The following is a 19,939-nucleotide window of genomic DNA, read 5'->3' as shown; positions in this document are numbered from 1 at the left end:
CCTATTTCTGTAAGCGTTTTCTATAGATTTATTATACTACCTTTTTAGGGAAGATTCAAGTAAATTACGGAATTTGCAAAAAAATCTTTTGAAAGTCTTCAACAAATTCACTGATGTGTTCACTTGTAAATCAAGAAATTTTCAGAAACGCTTTGAAAACGAATTGTTTTTTTATAATACTATCATAAAGTTCGTTATTTAGCTAACAAAAATATAATTTTAAGTAAAAAAATAAATCAGGAAACGAATCTCCTGATTTTATTAACAGATAAAGCACCATAAATGAATTTAAATTGTAAATCTATTCTACAAAACTTTAAAGACGCTGGCACTGACGCCACCAACCATGTCTTTATCACTTAAATGGCTATTGGTCACTAATAGTTCTAGATTTCCAGCATTTTCAAACTGGAAGTCTTGCCCTTTAGCATTAAATACAACCAGTAAATGGTCTTCCCCTTGAATCTCATAGACAATCAAACCACTATGTTCATTTGCTGAATGAACAAAAACATGATGGTAAATTTCATCATAAGTTGGGTAAGAAAAGGCACTGCTTTCTGTCTTCAATCGAATCATCTGACGGATAAATGCAATACTATCTTGACGCTCATTAATCAAGTCCCAGTTCACTTGGTTCACACTGTCTGGAGCATTATAGCTATTCATAGCACGTTCTCTATCATCATGGGTCAGTTCACCATTTTCACCAGTCGCAACCAGTTTGGTACGACCAAATTCTTGACCGATTTCCATAAAGGCCATCCCTTGCATGAGTAGGTTCATAGCTGTGGCTGTCTCAACCTTGCGCATGATTTGCTCTGAACTTTGGTCTGGATGTAGGGTTGCCAACAAATCGTGAAGATTGTAATTGTCATGGGCCTCTACATAGTTAAGCACTTGATTTGGATGTGTATAGGTTCCTAATTCACGACTTCCTAGGATTGCTTTGGCTAGAATTGGCTCTGTCGCAGCACCACTAACAAAACCTGACTTGATAGCACCATAAACTTCTCCACCTTTTACAGCATCACGCTGATTGTCATTAAAGAAACCAATATTTGGCATCTGGTAGGCATTGTCTTTCTTGGCCTTATCATAAGGCGCAAGACCTGTTCCCATATCCCATCCTTCTCCATAAAGGATAATGTTAGGGTCGATTTCATCCAAGCTCTGACGAATCATCTGCATGGTCTTGACATCATGAATCCCCATTAAGTCAAAACGGAAGCCGTCAATATTGTATTCCTGCACCCAGTATAGAAGAGAATCAATCATATACTTGCGGAACATTTCATGTTCGCTGGCAGTTTCATTTCCAACACCCGTTCCATTCTGGAAGGTACCGTCTGGATTCATACGATAATAGTAATCAGGGACTGTTGTTTGGAAAGGTGCATCAACAACTGAGAAGGTATGGTTATAGACCACATCCATAATAACACCAATTCCCGCATCGTGGTAAGCTTGAACCATGGTCTTCAAATCGCGAATAACCTGAGCTGGATCATTTGGATTAGTAGAAAGGCTCGTCTCTGGTGCGTTATAGTTTTGTGGATCATACCCCCAGTTATAGGTTACTTTCCCGTCCTCATCATATTCTTTATGACGGTCTGCAATTGGTTGCAATTGAACATAATTGTAGCCTATCTTCTTGATGTAATCAAAAGCAGTTGACTGACCGTACTGGTTAACCGTTCCAGTCTGAGCAGCACCCAAGAAAGTTCCTCTAAGATGTTCATCTACACCCGAGGTCGGTGATTTGGTCAAATCACGAATGTGCATTTCACAAATAACTGCCTTACATGGATTTGCCAAGCGCCAAGTAGCATCAGAACCATGCTTAACCTCGAAGTTTGCAACTTGCTTCTCTTCATGACTCAGAATAGCTGAACGTTTGCCATCAGGACTGGTCGCGATGGTATAAGGATCGCGTGTCAGTGTTTGGTGGTGAGGGAATTGGACCTGATACTGATAAGTTTTTCCAGTCAAATCTTCCTCAACATCCAAACTCCAGACACCGATTGTATTGTCCTTATGATTATAGGAATAGCTATTGCCTCTCTCCATCTCAAATGTCTTCCAAACAGGAGCATCATTAGCGGCTGATTCATAAACGACAACCTGCACTTCTGTCGCTGTTGGAGCCCAGAGAGCAAAATGAGCTTGATTATCCTCTACATGGCACCCCAATTCCCCTTGGTAACCCCAATGATGGTCAAAACTGGCACTGTTAATAGCCTTATCAAAGGCAAAAGGATTTTGATTTTTATAGAAAGGACTTGCAATAGCAGGATTTTCAGAATAATAAATCCTATCATCCCCTTCCAAAATCCAGACCTCTGTTAAAAGAGGATAGTGATTAAAACGGATAGCATATTCCTTACTGGTTTGACCTGTATGAACCACAAAATTCAAGCTTTCTAGGGCATAAGCACTTGGGTGTTCAAAACTAAATAAGGCACCAAAATAATCTTCTTTGTAGGTCAGCAAATCAATTCGCTGGTCCTGACTTTTTACAAAAGAGCAAGTATCGTATTCTCCATTCTTACGATGGTAATGAATGCGCATAGGGTAGTTAAACATTTTTTATTTTTCCTTTATATTTCTTAATTTATTTCTATTTGACTAATAAGTTCTAGACCGATTTTGTTCCGATTAACAAACATAGTCCTCTTATCTAAACTCTGCTTTTAAACGATCATTACAAACTTTCTAGCCAAGCTTCGTCTCGAACCTCGATACCAAGCTCTTGTGCTTTTTGCATTTTGCTTCCAGCATCTGCACCAGCCACGACGAGGTCGGTCTTTTTAGAAACGCTGCCTGTCACCTTGGCACCCAGACTTTCGAGTTTGCTTTTAGCTTCTGAGCGCTTGAGACGTTCCAATTTTCCTGTCAATACAACGGTCAAACCTGACAAGGCTGCATCTGCTACTACAGTCTGACCTTTATAGTCCAGATTGACCCCAGCTTCTTTCAATTCTCTTAGGAGAATTTCAGAGCCTTCTGTCGCAAAATAAGTCTGAAGACTCTTGGCAATCACACCACCTAGACTTTCAATACTAGCCACTTCCTCTGGATCTGCCTGAGCCAGATTTTCGATTGAATGGAAATGTTGGAGTAAGAGCTGACTGGCCTTACTTCCGACATGACGAATCCCCAAACCAAACAAGAGTTTTTCAGCAGAATTTTCCTTAGATGCTTGGATGGCTTGATACAGTTTAGAAGCAGACTTTTCCTTAACACCTTCTAAAAGGAGGAAATCTTCTTCTTTCAAACGGTAAATATCCGCCACATCCTTAACCAGATTAGCAGCAAATAGCTTCTCAACAATAGATGGACCAAGCCCTGTAATATTCATGGCATCACGAGAGGCAAAGTGAATCAAACCTTCCATGATTTGGGCAGGACAACGCGGATTGATACAACGCAGGGCCACTTCATCTTCGAAATGCAACAAGCCAGAGTCACAACTTGGGCAGTTTGTTGGAATATCTAGTTTCTCTTCAGAAATTCGTTTTGACTCTACTACACGTAAAACAGCAGGGATGATGTCCCCAGCCTTATAGACAATGACCGTGTCGTCCTTACGAATATCTTTTTCAGCAATATAATCCACATTGTGCAGAGTCGCACGGCTAACAGTTGTACCAGCAAGCTGAACAGGGGTTAAATTTGCAGTTGGAGTCACAACACCTGTACGGCCTACTGTCCAGTCAACCGACAGGAGTTGGGCTTCTTTTTCTTCAGCTGGAAATTTGTAGGCTACAGCCCACTTTGGAGCCTTAACAGTAAAGCCTAGTTCTTCTTGGTTTGCGAGGTCGTTGACCTTGATTACTACTCCATCAATATCGTAAGGCAGATTGTCCCGTTCCTGTCCTACTTCTTGAATAAAATCCCAGATTTCATCTATGTTTTCAGCCAAGATTCGCTTAGGATTGACCACAAAACCAAGCTGTTCTAGGTGCTTCAAAACCCTTTCTTGGCTATCACGAGTTGAAGGGCTGGCTTCTTGATAGAGAAAGGTAGCAAGATTGCGCTTAGCTACTACTGCTGTGTCCAGCTGACGTAGTGTGCCTGCTGCTGCATTACGAGGATTGGCAAATTCAGGCTCTCCATTTTCTTGGCGAGCTTGGTTGACCTGATCAAAAGAAGCACGTGGCATGTAACACTCCCCACGAACTGTGATATCTAGTTCTTCTGGCAAAGTCAAAGGAATGTCCTTAACACGCTTGAGGTTTTCCGTGATATTTTCCCCAACAGAACCATCTCCACGTGTTGCCCCAGCAAGCAAAATCCCCTTTTCATAAGTCAGCGAGATAGACAAACCATCGATTTTCAGCTCACAAATATAGGTTGGATGGGCCACTTCCTTACGAACACGCGCATCAAAAGCTTCAAGCTCCTCACGTGAAAAAGCATCCTGCAAACTATAAAGAGGATACTGATGACTGTATTTTTCAAAACCATCTAAAACCTTGCCACCAACACGATGGGTCGGACTGTCTGCTAACACTTGATCTGGATAGGCAGTTTCTAACTCAACCAACTCTCGATAAAGGCAGTCATACTCACTGTCTGAAACCGACGGATTGTCGCTGGTATAGTACTCAGTCGCATAGCGATTAAGCAAGGCGACTAACTCATTCATTCTTTTATTCATAAAACCATTTTACCACAAAGTAAGCCCTCCTCACAAACGAGAAGGGCGGAAAAAACACTCAGATTGGAATTATTTTTGAAGTACAAGCAAACTTATGTCTCTTTTTCAAAATGAGTTCGCACATACACGAGGGATAGACAAGACAGGATGATAACCCCGCTTCCAATTATCAAGAAAGAAAAGAGATGTACACTTGGTAGCACTGTCATAAAACCTTTGGCAATAGGCATAAATAGAATGGCTAAGGTAAAAATTGTGCTTAATACTCTCCCCAAATATTCCCCCTCAACCTTGGTTTGCACCTGAGTAAAAAAGTGAATATTAAAAATTGTCATAAACAATTCACAAACTAAATTTCCAGAAAAGGAAAGCAAATTTGGAAGTGGTAATCCCATCATAAGAACTCCGACACCTGTCAAAGCCAGTAAAATCAAAAGATTATAAACATTAGCTTTAATTTTACTAGCTAGAAGAGCCCCAATGATGGAACCAATAGCCCCCATAGTCAAAATACTTGCGTAAGCTCCTTCTACTCCGTAAAGCCTATTTGAAAAGGGGAGGAGAAATTCAAAAGCGGCAAAAAAGAAATTAACACTGGAAGCTACTAACAAAAGGAAAAAGATTTCTTTCTGGCGCCAAATATAGCCAAGTCCATCTTTCATATCAGCAAAAATGGCTTTCCAGCTGAAAGTCTTTTTCTCTTGTTCCTGAGTCTCTTTTTTAGGGAGAAAAGCTACCAAACCAAAAGCGAGAAAAAAACTAAGGGCATCTAATACCAAGGTAATGCGAAGACTTGCGAATTGTAAGACCAGAAAAGAGAGTGCAGGAGAACTCACACTGACAACTTGCAAGACCAACTCCAAACGAGAATTGTAGAGGACCAGCTCATCCTTCTCTACCAATTCTGTGATAACGGCCTTATTTGCAGGTCTAGAAAAGGCAAAAGCAATAGCCTGCACAATATTAGCAACAATCAAAGCCCCAATCATCCAGTTGTCATTCCTTATAAAAGAAATAGCTAGACAAAGAATACCACAAACAAGGTCCGTCGTCATTAAAATCTTACGACGAGAAAAACGGTCTGAAATGACTCCGCCAAAGGGGTTGACGAGAATAGATGTGACGAGTTCAGAAATCTGATACATTCCTAAAACTGTCTGTCCGATAGTCCCCATGGAAGCCAACCAGACACTATTTCCATAATCATAGAGCATATTCCCTATCTTGTTAACAGCTCCACGGCTAATCAACTGTACTGCATAGCGATTCATATAAAAACTCCTCTCAAATTTTGAAACTATTGTATCAAAACCGAAAGGAGCTTTTTCATTTTTCCCTTATTTGGGAAAATTAATCTTTGACAAATTTTTCGTAGTGTTCCTGATAGTAGGCTACTTGCTCTGGAAGACCTAGCACGTCAAAAATATGCATGGCCTCTTGCATCTGCTTACAGCCTTCTGTACACTGTCCTTTTTGGTATAAGGCAAAGCCTTTTAGGTAATGGAAAATATTACGCTCATAAAGCTTAATACCTTTACCAATAATCTTCTCTGTATAAGTCTCAAAATAGCTTGCATTGTCAAAAGAAAGATGCTCTAAACAATGCTGGTAACAATTGAGGGCCAAAATCAACACTAATCTCTTATGGCGACCAATCTCTTGGTAAAATTCCTCCCTCTCCATAACTTCTCTACCAATCCGAGTGACATAGTCCACATCGTAGAAACTATAGAGGTTACCGAAAAGAATCAACTCATACATGGTCCATTCTTCTGTTTTGAAGAGATAATCTGCTACCTTATCCAAATCATCCTGCTCCATATGATAACTCGAATCTCTTTGACAAATCAGACCTTGCAACAAAATCCAGTTCAGCTCAAAATAAAGGGGATTCGTCGAACTCTTAGCCTTTTCAAGTTGTTCTCTTTGAAGCTTTTGAAAACCTGCAATATCATTTGAGTAGTAAAGTGGGATAATCTGTGCCATCATAGCAACATGTTCATGATTTTGAAAATCCCTAGCCTTGTCCATGAAATTTTCAATGGTCACATGAATGTTATCCAAAATCTCAAAGAAACGTGAGACTGCTAGGTCAGACTCCCCAAGCTCAAAGCGAGATAACTGAGAGGTAGAGCAAGACTCTCCTGCCGCCTCCTTTAAGGAATAATTTCCACTTGTCCGAAATTCACGAAATACTTTTCCAAGATGTTCCATCTTTACACCTGCTCTGATAATTCTTCCCACTCAAGCATAGCTTCTTCCTGACGATGGCTGATTTTGTCCAGTTCAGCCTGCAATTCCATGAGTTTACCTGCATCGTTTGTTTCCAACATTTGTTCAGAAATAGCTTGGCTTTGAATTTCTAACTCTTCGATTTCAGCTTCTAGATTTTCGATTTGTCGCATGAGCTTACGAACTTCTTTTTGACTTTCTTTCTGAGCTTGATAATCATTGACTGGGCTTGCTTCTTTTACTTGATTGCTAGTTGAAGCTTCCTCCATCTGATTAATTTCCATTTCAGCCTTTTTATCAACATAGTAGTCGTAATCTCCCAGGTAAAGAGTCGAACCATTCTCAGACAATTCCAAAACATGAGTTGCCACACGATTGATAAAGTAACGGTCATGGCTGACAAAAAGCAAGGTGCCATCAAAGTCAATCAAGGCATTTTCTAGCACTTCCTTGCTATCAATATCCAAGTGGTTGGTTGGCTCGTCAAGGATCAAGAAGTTGTTGTTTTCCATGGACAATTTAGCTAAAAGCAAACGAGCTTTTTCTCCACCTGACAGCATGCCGACTGATTTTTTAACATCATCTCCTGAGAAAAGGAAGGCACCAAGACGGTTACGGATTTCAACTTCTGGTGTCAGTTTAAAATCATTCCAGAGTTCATCAAGCACAGTATTACTTGCTGTCAGCTTGCTTTGCGTCTGATCATAGTAACCAACCTCAACATTGGCACCAAAGCGCTTTTCACCTTTGATAAAAGGAATCTGGTCCACAATAGACTTGATAAAGGTTGACTTGCCGATTCCATTTGGACCGACGATAGCGACAGCATTCATCTTACGAAGGTCTAAGTTGATAGGCTCTGACAATATTTCCCCATCATAGCCAATAGCTGCATTTTCAACAGTCAGGACAACATTGCCCGACGTTTTCTCAGACTGGAAGGTCATATTGGCTGATTTCTTACCAGCTTCTGGCTTGTCCAAACGCTCCATTTTTTCTAGTTGTTTACGACGGGATTGGGCACGTTTAGTCGTTGAAGCTCGAACTAGATTGCGATTGACAAAGTCTTCCAGAGCAGCGATTTCCTTTTGTTGCTTTTCATAGTTTTTTTCTTCAGTAGCTAGCTTCTGCTCCTTTAATTCAACAAAACGAGAGTAATTGCCCACATAACGATCCAAGGAATGCTTGGTCAAATCCAGCGTAATTGTCGCAACCTTGTCTAAGAAGTAACGGTCGTGGCTGACAATAATAAGGGCGCCGCTATAGTTTACCAAGTAATTCTCTAGCCAGGCAATGGTTTCAATATCCAAGTGGTTGGTTGGCTCGTCCAAGACCAAGAGATTGGGCTTTTCAAGGAGCATTTTAGCCAGTGCCAGACGAGTATTTTGACCACCCGAAAGCTCGGCAATTTTCATCTGCCACATAGACTCGTCAAACTTAAATCCATTTAAAATCGCTCGTATATCAGCTTCATAGGTAAAGCCACCTGCTTGGCGAAAATTCTCAGATAAGCGGTCGTAATCTGACATCAGTTTATCCAAATCAGCACCAGACTTTTCTCCCATCTCTAGCTCCATCTGACGAAGTTGTTTCTCCGTACGACGCAAGTCATCAAAGACATGAAGCATCTCATCGTAGATGGTATTTTCAGACTCAAAACGGCTATCTTGAGCTAGGTAAGACAGAGAAATATCTTTTTTCTTATTGATTTCTCCGCTAGTTGGCTCCTCTTCTCCAACCAAAATCTTCAAAAGAGTAGACTTCCCTGCACCATTTTTCCCAACAAGAGCAATCCGATCTCGTTCATCAACCTGCAGGTTGATATTATCAAAAAGAACCTCTCCTGCAAAAGAACGTTCAATTTTATTAGCTTGTAAAATAATCATACAAACAGTATAGCATGTTTCCCTAAGCCATTCAAGACTTGATAAGCCGGCAGATGATACCACTTTTCTGAAAATTATGCTACCGTTTTACTAAAACGCTAAAAAGTGCTATAATGTGAACGGTTAAAACAATTTACAAAAAGGAGAATTTTAATGTCTTACCAAGAAAATTACCAGAAATGGGTTGATTTTGCGGAGCTTCCTGACTACCTTCGTCAAGATTTGGAAAATATGGACGAAAAAACAAAGGAAGATGCCTTCTATACAAATCTTGAATTTGGTACTGCAGGTATGCGTGGCTTGATTGGCGCTGGTACAAACCGCATCAACATCTACGTTGTTCGCCAAGCTACTGAAGGATTGGCTCGTTTGATCGAGTCAAAAGGTGGAAACGAAAAAGAACGTGGTGTGGCAATTGCCTACGATAGCCGTCACTTCTCACCTGAGTTTGCCTTTGAATCTGCAGCAGTTCTTGCTAAACATGGTATCAAATCTTATGTATTTGAAAGCCTTCGTCCAACTCCAGAACTCTCATTTGCAGTTCGTCACCTCAACTGTTTCGCGGGTATCATGGTCACAGCCAGTCACAACCCTGCACCATTTAACGGTTACAAGGTTTACGGTGAAGACGGTGGACAAATGCCTCCACACGACGCGGACGCTTTGACTACATATATCCGTGCAATCGAAAACCCATTTGCAGTTGAAGTTGCTGATGTGGAAGCTGAAAAAGCTTCTGGCTTGATTGAAGTTATCGGCGAAGCTGTTGACGTAGAATATCTTAAAGAGGTTAAGGACGTAAACATCAACCCAGCCTTGATTGAAGAATTTGGTAAAGACATGAAGATTGTCTACACACCACTTCATGGTACTGGTGAAATGTTGGCTCGTCGTGCTCTTGCCCAAGCAGGATTTGACTCTGTTCAAGTCGTTGAAGCGCAAGCAACTGCTGACCCAGACTTCTCAACTGTAAAATCTCCAAACCCAGAAAGCCAAGCAGCCTTTGCCCTTGCTGAAGAACTTGGTCGTCAAGTTGGTGCAGATGTTCTTGTGGCAACTGACCCTGATGCTGACCGTGTTGGTGTTGAAGTTCTTCAAAAAGATGGTAGCTACCTCAACCTTTCAGGTAACCAAATCGGTGCTATCATGGCTAAATACATCTTGGAAGCCCACAAAAATGCTGGAACTCTTCCAGAAAATGCAGCCCTATGTAAATCTATCGTATCAACTGACTTGGTAACGAAGATTGCTGAAAGCTACGGCGCAACTATGTTCAACGTTTTGACAGGTTTCAAATTTATCGCTGAGAAAATCCAAGAATTCGAAGAACAACACAATCACACTTACATGATGGGATTTGAAGAAAGCTTCGGTTACTTGATTAAACCATTCGTACGTGATAAAGACGCTATCCAAGCCGTTCTAGTCGTTGCTGAACTTGCTGCCTACTACCGTTCACGTGGTTTAACCCTTGCTGACGGTATCGAAGAAATCTATAAAGAATATGGCTACTACGCAGAAAAGACTATCTCTGTTACCCTTTCAGGTGTCGATGGTGCTGAACAAATCAAAGCGATTATGGCTAAATTCCGTAACAATGCTCCAAAAGAATGGAACACAACAGCTATCACTGTCGTAGAAGACTTCAAAGCTCAAACAGCTACTGCTGCTGATGGTACTGTTACAAACTTGACAACTCCTCCAAGTGATGTGTTGAAATACACACTTGCTGACGGTTCATGGATTGCCGTTCGCCCTTCAGGTACAGAACCAAAAATCAAGTTCTACATTGCAGTTGTAGGAGAAACTAACGAAAAATCACAAGCTAAGATTGCTAACATCGAAGCAGAAATCAATGCTTTTGTAAAATAAAGTCCTATAAAAGATGAGACCAACCAATCTCATCTTTTTTTCGTATCAAATCTAAGCAATTTTAGAAACTTTATGGCATACTAGACTTATCAATGAAAGCGAGGTAATCTCATGGAACAATTTTTAGATAATATCAAAGACCTTGAAGTCACTACAGTTGCGCGTGCGCAAGAAGCTCTTGATAAAAAAGAAACTGCAACTTTCTTTATCGGTCGCAAAACTTGCCCTTACTGCCGTAAATTTGCTGGTACCTTAGCAGGTGTCGTAGCTGAAACTAAAACTCACATCTACTTCATCAACAGTGAAGAACCAAGTCAACTCAATGAGTTACAAGAATTCCGCTCACGCTATGGAATTCCAACTGTACCAGGATTTGTTCACATTACGGATGGACAAATCAATGTCCGTTGCGACTCTTCAATGTCAGCACAAGAAATCAAAGAATTTGCAGGATTGTAAAAGATATAAAAAAGAAGGCACTCGCCTTCTTTTTAATTATTTTCAAAATAGGAATCAACCAACTCCTGAATCCTTCCTTCTTTAGCGGCAGGAATGGTATCTTCTAAAACAAAGTTCTTTCTACTAATGTCTTGTGAGAGATTTCCAAAGATAAAATTAGTCGAGATGTTATAGATAATCTCAGATGGTGCAAATCCATAAACTTGGTTTTCTAGGATATGTTTTAAGCGTTCTTCAGGATTTGGAAATGCATCTTTTAAACCATTGCTATTATATAGTCGCTTAACCAATTCTGCAATATAGAGGCCTGATTTCATGTACAAATCAATAAATGTCTTAGATGGATCATCAAAGATACCTGGATTTTCTTTTTCAAGGTCATCCACCATTCTCTTCACCACTCGTTTAGGAGTGAAAATCTGGTTCGTTTTCTGCGGTGGAATATAATCAAAAATATCTTCTTTCTGATCTTTAAAATAATCTGCTAATTCCTCTTTCTTACGAAGAAATTCTTGGATTGCTTCATCAAATGTTGCTCGATCAAAGAGATGTCCTGCAAAATCTTGTCCACCATCTCTCAAATAACGAAATTGATCAATCGTAATACCAGTCACTTCAAAGAAAACATGCTCAGGAACAAAGGTATCAAAATTATCAAGTGTTAGAGTTTGATCACCATAAGCCATAATAAAGCTTGGGATGGTTCTTGCAAATCCACGAAGATGGTCACGAATCTCATCTTGAGCTGATTGTTTCAACTGCTCAACACGTTTTATCTCAACCTGTTCAATAAACTTCTCAGGCATTTTTTCCACTTCTTTTTTAAGTGTTTGCTCTAGTTTTTCCTTGTGAATAAGATTGTTTTCTTCTAAACGTTTATCAAAATCTTCTTGAATCTTATCCTTTTGCTCCTTATCAACTGCTTCCTTGATTTGTTGTTGCAATTCTTCCCTGATATGAGCTTCAGAAATTTTTCTTTCGATATCGTTTTTTCGAATTTCATTCTCAAATGTTGCTGTAATTTGCTTCTTAATTTGATCTGTTTCCCGAGTTTTAAGGTTGTATTCACCTTTCAAATCTTCTACAATCACTGAAGAAACCGTCTTACTCAAATCATTAACCAGCTGTTTTTGAGTTCTGTCCTCATCCTTAGTGAACAAATCTGTCACAGATTGACTAAGTCCATAGACTTTTTCACCAAAAAGTCGCATTTGCTGATTAACTACAATTTCATGGTCAACTACTGCATTGCCCTCATCATCTACTGTAACATCTGAAAAGTCTAATAGTTCAGAAGATGTTTGTAACTTCCCTTCCTTTTCAACTGGGAGTTCATTTAAAATGTCTAGAACTGTTTGACTAGCTTGGAAAATACCACTGATATTATCAAAAAGGAGATTGGACATAAATCCTCGTTTGAGGACTTCCCTAGCTTTTATCTGACGCGGTATAGTCAGAACTGCCTTAGCATCAATCTCAACCATCTTACCAGCACGATCCTCAGCTATGACAGAGAAGAAATTTAGTAATTCTCTAATGTTTTCTTCGCGAGTTGCTGAAGTTCCTCCACCTCCTGCAGTTGCAAGTGATAAGTTATTCGCAAACTCATCAAAGAGAATCAGGGTTCTTTCTGGCGCAAAGTCAAATACATAGGCTCTTTCTTTGCGGAAGTGATTTCCTTTCTTATCACTCCATGAGTATGGATTTTGAGCACGGAAAGCGGCCTGCATATAAAGTGCAGGTGATTTCATGTTCGATAACATCAATACACCTGTCCACTCAGGGATAGTGACACCTGTCGTCAATTGACCGACGGATAGGGTAATAGTTTTATCATTATCAGCTATCGCTTTTCTAACCAAATCTAAGGATTTGAGTTTGACTTTATCGTCTTCTTCGGACATACGTCCATCTCCAGCAGCTAGAACAATCTCATAGTTTTCGTAGATGGGGTGTTCTTCTAGTAGTGCTTTTAAAGCCTTAGCTGATGCTACACGTTCTAAAAGCCAAAAAGTATGCTTTAGCTCATTTCGAAGTTCTTTGGTTGAAAATGGATATTTTTCATTGCTTGATAGAGTATTTAGCCAATTTCTAACATCTTGCTCATGGATAAATTTCCCTTTATCATCTGTAGCGAAAAATTCACTCAAGTCAAAAGCATAGTCGATATTCTCTCCATCAAGTTGAGCCCCTTTTTCTAACTCCTCACCAATCATCTGAGACATTTGATAGGTAAAGAGATTTAATTGAGGCAAGCTCTCATATGGATTTTCCTCTTCTTGCTCAGGCGACCAATTCGTTTTGGCTGCCTGCTCATCAGCATAAGACCAGTTGTAGATTTGATCCTCTGTAAAATCTCCTTTGGCCAATGCCTTAAATGGTGTACCTGACAAATGCAGAGTGAAATTCCGTCGAATTTTATTAAAAGCTTGGTCTGTCTTAAAGGTATCAACTCCTTCATGAGCCTCATCAATAACCAATAAATCCCAGTGGAGATCTGTAACCCATTTAAGTTTGTTATGCTCTCCACCTAGATAAGCAGAGCCTTTCAAGTCTTGGAGACTGATAAAAGCAAGTTGTCTTACATCGTCATCTAAAATACCAACAAATTCTTTTCGTGACAAGGTTGGACGACTTTTAAGGCTATCCGATTCAGAAACAAACTTGTAAGTCGTTTGACCTGCTATGAATTTTTCAAAATCATCATACCATGAGTTGGCAATGGCCGGTCTGTTTGTTACAATCAGAACATTGGCAGCATCCATTCGTCGAGCTAGGTCGTAGGTAGATAAGGTTTTACCAAAGCGTGGTTTGGCATTCCAGAGGAACTTCCCTCCTGGATGATTCTGGAAATAAGCTAAGGTCTTAGAAACTGCTTCTTCTTGCTCTTGTCGAAGAGTATAGTCCTTTCCTTGACCAGGCTGATAACCTGACAAATCATGCTGAACAAACTTATCAAAAAGATTTTTTGATTTCTCAGGAGTTCCATTAAAGTAAAACCATTCCGTCTTGGGACGACGTTCCACATCATGGAAAGAAAGGAAATGGTGGAAATCATGGTCCTTAAAAGTCTTTCCCTTATCAGGTTCTTCTGTATAGGTCGCATCTCCAGTCCACAATATGTCTGTATCTATATGAGCAGTATGCGTTTGCTCCTTGATACGTTGTGTGACATCACGCTCCGTATAACCAATCTTAATCCAGCCCTCATTACTAGTTACCGTAGGAGTGGTGTAGGCATAGATTTTAGGATGAATCTCTTTAGAAGTTTTAATTTCTACCATCAATCCATCTCCCTTACATGAGTCTCAATAAAGGCAATGTGCTCTGGAGTGAGGTCAAAATATTCATATAACTGTCGGTCAATGTCTGATACCGACTGTGACCAGTCAATATCAGAATTGACCGAAAAATTAAATAAAGGTACTTTTGCCCACTTTTCTTTAGTGTTGTCCTGTGTAATTTTTAATACTCCCAACAATGCTCTTGCAAACTTTGTTTTGATGTATTTTAAACAATTAGAAGCCTCTGTATAAGTTTCAAAACCACCAATAGAAAGAAATGTCTCTGTAGCCCCGATTAGGGGTTCCCCGATTAGGGGTGTAGATAATACTTCACCTATTGCCCCACTTCCATTTGATTTTGGAATAAAAACTTTATATTTATAAAAGTGGTCAGGTAATGCAAAATTTTTTTCATCTGCATAATAATATACACGTTTTGAATTATACAACCCTAAAAAAGAAATCTGACTATCAAATTTCTTTTCTTCAGAGAAGATGATATTCTTTAAAATTCTAAAAGCACCTGACCCTACATCATATTTATGTCCTTTAGATTGTATTTTTTCAATTTCTGGATATTCTTCTAAAGCTCTTTTTGATAATTTATATACTCCTCTACCACTAACAATCTTAGTGAAAGAATCTAAATTTTTTGACATCACTAGATGTAAGATCTCATTTAATTCTTTAAATGGAGTAAAGGTATCAATTGGTTCAAATAAACTATTATTATCTTGATAAATGATTGCAACTCCACCTTTTATATCTGTACCTGAAAAAACCTTTGACGAGTCTTGTTCATAATATTCAACTTTAACGTGTTCATTTGTTAAAATTTTGTTATTCCAACTTTTTGGAGTTCCACCAGCATTAAACAAAAATCTTCCGGGAGTTATTAAAATGCTTCTATCAGCTATTTTAACCGATTCATCAAGAAAATTATGATAAACAGGAGGAGCAAATGAAATATTTTCTCCTAATGTATTATCCTGATACGGCGGATTTCCTATCACGACATCAAATTTCATTTCACTTTCCTCACTAGATAGGCGCTCAAAACCTATCATTTTATTCTTTTTCCAGTCTTTGATTTGGGTTTTAGATTCTTCTGCTTGTTCTACTTCCAGCTCATCGGGAAACAAGCTTAACTGTTGAGATTGTCCTTGTGTAGCTGAGTAGGGACTGTTTTTTTTCAATCCATCCATCTGAAAGACATTGTAGGATATAATAGTCGCAATTTCTTTCTTTTGCTCTAAGGTCGGTTGATTTCCAGTCTTTGCAAGATAGTAGTCCTCAAATGTTGTTAAAAGATTTTCACGCGCCAAAAGCAGAGAATCTCCTTGATACTCATAACCATAAGAAGCTCGATAAGCTTTTTTTACAAGTTCATAAAAGGTGACTTCATCTGAGACCTCACGACTAATGCGCTGCAATTTTCTATCAACAAAACCAACTCGCTCAGATAATGGAATTTCCTCACCAGTCACTGTATCATAGCGAGTTACCATATAAGGTGCTTCACCACAAGTTATCTCCAACCACCTTAGGTCAACATACTCCTCAAGACTTAAAGAACCTAGTTCCGATTCTACATATCCATTTTGCTTTGAGACCAACCAAGTTGGTGTAAACACTTCTGCCCTTATTTTTGTACGATCTTTTTGCTCATACTTGGATTTTTCAGATCTGGGCTGAATCAAGTTAGCATAGTTTCCAGTAACCTTACTTGGACTAATACTATCACTAGGACTAAAGCCTTTTCCTAACAAGTTATAAGAATGCGTCGCCCAAACTATGTTTTTCTTTGTCGTTCGATCTTTTAAAAGAATTTTTAATAAGTCAGCCGATTCTTTAGATAAACTTTCTTCACTAATATCTATTGTCATAAGCAACCTCTCTTATATTGTAATCCCTATTATATCATGTTTTAAAGAATGAAAATTTACTTGGAAAAAAGTAATTCAATAAATATCTCTCCGATGACCAACTTCTAAAGTAGCAATGACTAATTCATCATCTACAATTTGTACGATAACTCGATAATTACCAATTCTATAGCGCCATTGACCAACGCGATTACCAACCAAAGCCTTTCCGTGTCGTCTCGGGTCTTCCAAAACATTGGTTTGTAAATAGTTTGTAATTATCTTCTGCGTATAACGATCCAATTTTTTCAATTGCTTGATGAAACGTCTTGTTGGAACTAATTTATACAAATTATTCATCCTCCAAGCCTAAATCATGCATCATTTCTTCCCAAGTAATGGGTTCAACTCCTTTTTCCAAGTCTTCTAAATACTCTTGATAGGCTAAATCTGCCACACGAGCATCGTATTCATCTTCTAGAGCTTCAAGAGTTTTGGTGCGGATAAGTTCCGACAGGGAAACTCCTTCAAACTTAGCCATTGCTTTCATAAATGTTTTATCAGCTTCAGAAACTTTTAATGTAATAGTAGTCATCTTTTGCACTCCCTTTTTTAATAGTAACACCATTGTATTACTTTTTAGGTGTTCAGTCAATATAAAAAGAACACCTTCTTAGCGTTCTTTCTATATATCTGTTAATGGTGTTGCGGTATCTGGTGAGGTATCATAAACCTTAAAGTCTACTCCGACTCCCAGATCAGCTTGCGCCAGCTGATTGACCATGGTCATATGAGCCAGTTCCTTAATATTGTTCTCCTTAGATAAATGCCCAAGGTAGATTTTCTTAGTGCGGTTTCCCAAGGTACGAATCATAGCTTCAGCACCGTCCTCGTTAGAAAGGTGACCCAGATCAGATAGGATTCGTTGTTTGAGTCGCCAAGCATAGGAACCTGCTCGCAAAATCTCTACATCATGGTTTGACTCGATAAGATAGCCATCTGCATTCTCGACAATTCCTGCCATACGGTCACTAACATAACCTGTATCTGTCAAAAGGACAAAACTCTTATCATCCTTCATAAAGCGATAGAACTGCGGTGCGACCGCATCATGGCTAACACCAAAACTCTCAATGTCGATATCTCCAAAGGTTTTGGTTTTGCCCATTTCAAAGATATGCTTTTGCGAAGAATCCACCTTCCCAAGATACTTGCTATTTTCCATAGCCTGCCAAGTCTTTTCATTGGCGTAAAGATCCATACCATACTTGCGAGCCAAAACTCCTACTCCATGGATATGGTCAGAATGCTCATGAGTAATCAAGATGGCATCCAAGTCTTCTGGCTTGCGATTAATTTCAGCAAGTAGGCTGGTAATCTTTTTACCAGACAAGCCTGCATCCACTAAAAGCTTCTTTTTTGGAGTTTCCAGATAAAAGGAATTTCCACTGGAACCCGACGCTAAAATACTGTATTTAAAGCCTGTTTCACTCATTCTAGTCTTCTACTTCATCCTCCCATACTTCTTCTTTTACTGCATCCTTATCATAAGGGAGTACAATGGTAAAGGTTGAACCCTTACCGTATTCACTCTTGGCCCAAATAAAGCCATCATGTTGTTTGATAATCTCTTTAGCAATAGCTAGTCCTAAACCAGTACCACCTTGGGCACGACTTCTAGCACGATCCACACGATAAAAACGGTCAAAGATACGTGGTAAATCTTGCTTTGGTATCCCCAATCCTTGGTCTGAAATGGATAAAATCATCTGATCATCAGTTGTCTTCATGGTCACTGTGATTTTCCCACCATCTGGAGAATACTTGATTGCATTGTTAAGAATATTATCAATCACCTGTGTCATCTTATCTGTATCAATCTCTATCCAAACTGAGGTAATGGGGTAATCTCTCACCAGTTCGTATTTCTTCTCTTCGTCCTGCCCTCTTATCTGATCAAAACGGTTGAGGATAAAGGTAATAAAGGCAGTGAAATTGATCAATTCCACATCTAGGTGACTGGTTGCATTATCAATACGTGAAAGATGGAGGAGATCCGTCACCATCCTCATCATACGGTTGGTTTCATCTAGAGACACCTTAATAAAGTCTGGCGCGACAGGTTCTGACAAGGCCCCCTCATCCAAAGCTTCAAGATAGGATTTTACGCTAGTCAAAGGAGTTCGTAACTCATGACTAACATTAGAAACAAAGAGTCTCCGTTCCCGTTCTTCCTTCTCCTGCTCCGTCGTATCATGCAAAACAGCAACCAAACCTGAGATAAAGCCAGACTCACGACGGACCAAGGCAAAACGTACACGAAGGCTCAAATACTCACCATTGGCATCCTGAGAATCAATCATAAGCTCAGGAACTTGGGTAATCAAATCACGAAGTTCATACTCATCTTCAATCTTAAGCAATTCTAGAATACTTTTATTGAGAACCTCTTCTTTCTGAACACCTAGCTGTTTCTTAGCCATGTCATTAATCATAGTAATCTTGCCACGACGATTGGTCGCAAGGACTCCGTCTGTCATGTATGAGAGGATACTGTGCAATCGTTTACTCTCTTGTTCCAGATTTTCTTGGGTCAAACGGATTACTTCTGATAAATCATTGAGATTATTGGTAATATTAGTGATTTCAGAGCTTCCCTGCATATCCAATACCTGAGAATAATCTCCTGCAATCAAGTCTTTTACCTTTTGATTGATTTGCTTCAACCGAATATTATCTCGCCGATTTTCTAGCAAAAGCAAGGTAACAATCAAGATAAAACCCAATAAAATTAAAATGAAGATAAAATCACTAGTAAGAATATTTTTTCTAATCAATTCAATCATTATTTCTCATATAATAACCAACACCGCGACGTGTTAAGATATACTCTGGACGACTCGGTGTGTCTTCAATCTTCTCACGCAAACGTCTGATGGTTACGTCAACTGTTCGAACATCTCCGAAATAATCATAACCCCAGACAGTTTCAAGCAAGTGTTCACGCGTAATCACTTGACCAATATGAGAAGCCAAGTGGTACAAGAGCTCAAATTCACGGTGGGTTAAGTCTAATTCTTCACCGTATTTTTTAGCTACATAAGCATCTGGCACAATCTCCAAGTCCCCAATTTGCAAGGGTTGGGTTTTCTTTTCATCTGATTCTTGATTATCTACAGAAACCAAGTCCGTGCGACGAAGAAGGGCTTTGACACGCGCCTGCAACTCACGATTTGAGAAGGGTTTGGTTACATAGTCATCTGCACCAAGCTCTAAACCGATAACCTTATCAAATTCGCTATCCTTAGCTGAAAGCATGATAATAGGCACACTACTAGTCTTGCGAATAGTCTTAGCAACTTCTAAGCCATCAATTTCGGGAAGCATCAAATCCAGAATAATAATATCTGGTTGCTCTGCTTCAAATTGCTCTAGCGCTTCACGACCGTTAAAAGCAGTTACAACCTCGTAACCTTCCTTGGTCATATTAAACTTGATAATATCCGAGATTGGTTTCTCATCATCTACAATTAATATTTTTTTCATTTGTTCACCTTTTTCTCTACTATTATATTATATCAAAAAAATAAAAAGAAGACACAATAGCTAGTCTTTGCTACTGTCTAATACTCTTCGAAAATCAAATTCAAACCGCGTCAACGTCGCCTTGCCGTACTC

Annotated in this window: 14 protein-coding genes; 2 read left to right on the top strand and 12 right to left on the bottom strand. The window is 39.3% G+C overall.

Features of this window, described 5'->3' with window-relative positions:
• Positions 1-306: 306 nt before the first annotated feature.
• The 5 genes from pulA to ADG81_RS03930 form a co-directional block, all read right to left on the bottom strand.
• The gene (gene pulA, locus ADG81_RS03950) at positions 307-2,586 is read right to left on the bottom strand and encodes a type I pullulanase (protein ID WP_049550960.1); all 2,280 of its coding nucleotides are present in this window, start codon (positions 2,584-2,586) and stop codon (positions 307-309) included.
• 118 nt (positions 2,587-2,704) lie between these two features.
• Entirely contained in the window at positions 2,705-4,663 is a 1,959-nt protein-coding gene (gene ligA, locus ADG81_RS03945) for an NAD-dependent DNA ligase LigA (RefSeq protein WP_049550959.1), read from the bottom strand.
• Between the two features lie 92 nt (positions 4,664-4,755).
• Positions 4,756-5,934 (bottom strand): MFS transporter, encoded by a 1,179-nt coding sequence (locus ADG81_RS03940; RefSeq protein ID WP_049550958.1) that lies wholly within the window; start codon positions 5,932-5,934, stop codon positions 4,756-4,758.
• Between the two features lie 79 nt (positions 5,935-6,013).
• A complete protein-coding gene (locus tag ADG81_RS03935) occupies positions 6,014-6,877 on the bottom strand; it encodes an XRE/MutR family transcriptional regulator (RefSeq protein ID WP_049550957.1) in 864 nt (287 codons plus the stop codon).
• A 2-nt stretch (positions 6,878-6,879) separates the two neighbouring features.
• Entirely contained in the window at positions 6,880-8,781 is a 1,902-nt protein-coding gene (locus ADG81_RS03930; protein WP_049550956.1) for an ABC-F family ATP-binding cassette domain-containing protein, read from the bottom strand.
• Between the two features lie 153 nt (positions 8,782-8,934).
• Here ADG81_RS03930 and ADG81_RS03925 point away from each other — a divergent pair, with 153 nt between their 5' ends.
• A complete protein-coding gene (locus ADG81_RS03925) occupies positions 8,935-10,653 on the top strand; it encodes a phospho-sugar mutase (protein WP_049550955.1) in 1,719 nt (572 codons plus the stop codon).
• A gap of 111 nt (positions 10,654-10,764) precedes the next feature.
• Positions 10,765-11,112, top strand: coding sequence for a thiol reductase thioredoxin (locus ADG81_RS03920; protein WP_049550954.1), 348 nt, complete (start codon positions 10,765-10,767; stop codon positions 11,110-11,112).
• A 32-nt stretch (positions 11,113-11,144) separates the two neighbouring features.
• Here the strand turns inward: ADG81_RS03920 and ADG81_RS03915 are convergent, their stop codons facing one another.
• From ADG81_RS03915 to yycF, 7 genes are all read right to left on the bottom strand, one after another.
• Entirely contained in the window at positions 11,145-14,399 is a 3,255-nt protein-coding gene (locus ADG81_RS03915; protein WP_049550953.1) for a DEAD/DEAH box helicase family protein, read from the bottom strand.
• Positions 14,396-16,282: an Eco57I restriction-modification methylase domain-containing protein gene (locus ADG81_RS03910; RefSeq protein ID WP_049550952.1), complete on the bottom strand. Its 1,887-nt coding sequence runs from the start codon at positions 16,280-16,282 to the stop codon at positions 14,396-14,398. Before ADG81_RS03910 ends, ADG81_RS03915 begins: the two co-directional genes overlap by 4 nt.
• A 75-nt stretch (positions 16,283-16,357) precedes the next feature.
• On the bottom strand, positions 16,358-16,612 hold the full coding sequence (locus tag ADG81_RS03905; RefSeq protein ID WP_004239453.1) for a type II toxin-antitoxin system RelE family toxin: 255 nt from the start codon (positions 16,610-16,612) through the stop codon (positions 16,358-16,360).
• A gap of 1 nt (position 16,613) precedes the next feature.
• The gene (gene relB, locus ADG81_RS03900; protein ID WP_000208079.1) at positions 16,614-16,856 is read right to left on the bottom strand and encodes a type II toxin-antitoxin system RelB family antitoxin; all 243 of its coding nucleotides are present in this window, start codon (positions 16,854-16,856) and stop codon (positions 16,614-16,616) included.
• Between the two features lie 90 nt (positions 16,857-16,946).
• Complete coding sequence (locus ADG81_RS03895) at positions 16,947-17,756, bottom strand: MBL fold metallo-hydrolase (RefSeq protein ID WP_000004961.1); 810 nt, start codon at positions 17,754-17,756, stop codon at positions 16,947-16,949.
• A gap of 1 nt (position 17,757) precedes the next feature.
• Complete coding sequence (gene vicK / locus ADG81_RS03890; protein ID WP_049550951.1) at positions 17,758-19,107, bottom strand: cell wall metabolism sensor histidine kinase VicK; 1,350 nt, start codon at positions 19,105-19,107, stop codon at positions 17,758-17,760.
• The gene (yycF, locus tag ADG81_RS03885) at positions 19,100-19,807 is read right to left on the bottom strand and encodes a response regulator YycF (RefSeq protein WP_000722072.1); all 708 of its coding nucleotides are present in this window, start codon (positions 19,805-19,807) and stop codon (positions 19,100-19,102) included. The genes vicK and yycF overlap by 8 nt, the downstream gene beginning before the upstream one ends.
• Positions 19,808-19,939: the final 132 nt, after the last annotated feature.

The sequence above is a fragment of the Streptococcus pseudopneumoniae genome, assembly GCF_001070815.1.
Lineage (GTDB): Bacteria > Bacillota > Bacilli > Lactobacillales > Streptococcaceae > Streptococcus > Streptococcus pseudopneumoniae_P.
Note: the sequence above shows the minus strand (reverse complement) of the source record. Positions and strands in the feature narration are given on the sequence as shown.

Bases quoted from the DNA above. Each gene is read 5' to 3' on its own strand.
- pulA (WP_049550960.1), bottom strand. From the start codon at position 2,586: ATGTTTAACTACCCTATGCGCATTCATTACCATCGTAAGAATGGAGAA.
- ligA (WP_049550959.1), bottom strand. From the start codon at position 4,663: ATGAATAAAAGAATGAATGAGTTAGTCGCCTTGCTTAATCGCTATGCG.
- ADG81_RS03940 (WP_049550958.1), bottom strand. From the start codon at position 5,934: ATGAATCGCTATGCAGTACAGTTGATTAGCCGTGGAGCTGTTAACAAG.
- ADG81_RS03935 (WP_049550957.1), bottom strand. From the start codon at position 6,877: ATGGAACATCTTGGAAAAGTATTTCGTGAATTTCGGACAAGTGGAAAT.
- ADG81_RS03930 (WP_049550956.1), bottom strand. From the start codon at position 8,781: ATGATTATTTTACAAGCTAATAAAATTGAACGTTCTTTTGCAGGAGAG.
- ADG81_RS03925 (WP_049550955.1), top strand. From the start codon at position 8,935: ATGTCTTACCAAGAAAATTACCAGAAATGGGTTGATTTTGCGGAGCTT.
- ADG81_RS03920 (WP_049550954.1), top strand. From the start codon at position 10,765: ATGGAACAATTTTTAGATAATATCAAAGACCTTGAAGTCACTACAGTT.
- ADG81_RS03910 (WP_049550952.1), bottom strand. From the start codon at position 16,282: ATGACAATAGATATTAGTGAAGAAAGTTTATCTAAAGAATCGGCTGAC.
- relB (WP_000208079.1), bottom strand. From the start codon at position 16,856: ATGACTACTATTACATTAAAAGTTTCTGAAGCTGATAAAACATTTATG.
- ADG81_RS03895 (WP_000004961.1), bottom strand. From the start codon at position 17,756: ATGAGTGAAACAGGCTTTAAATACAGTATTTTAGCGTCGGGTTCCAGT.
- vicK (WP_049550951.1), bottom strand. From the start codon at position 19,107: ATGATTGAATTGATTAGAAAAAATATTCTTACTAGTGATTTTATCTTC.
- yycF (WP_000722072.1), bottom strand. From the start codon at position 19,807: ATGAAAAAAATATTAATTGTAGATGATGAGAAACCAATCTCGGATATT.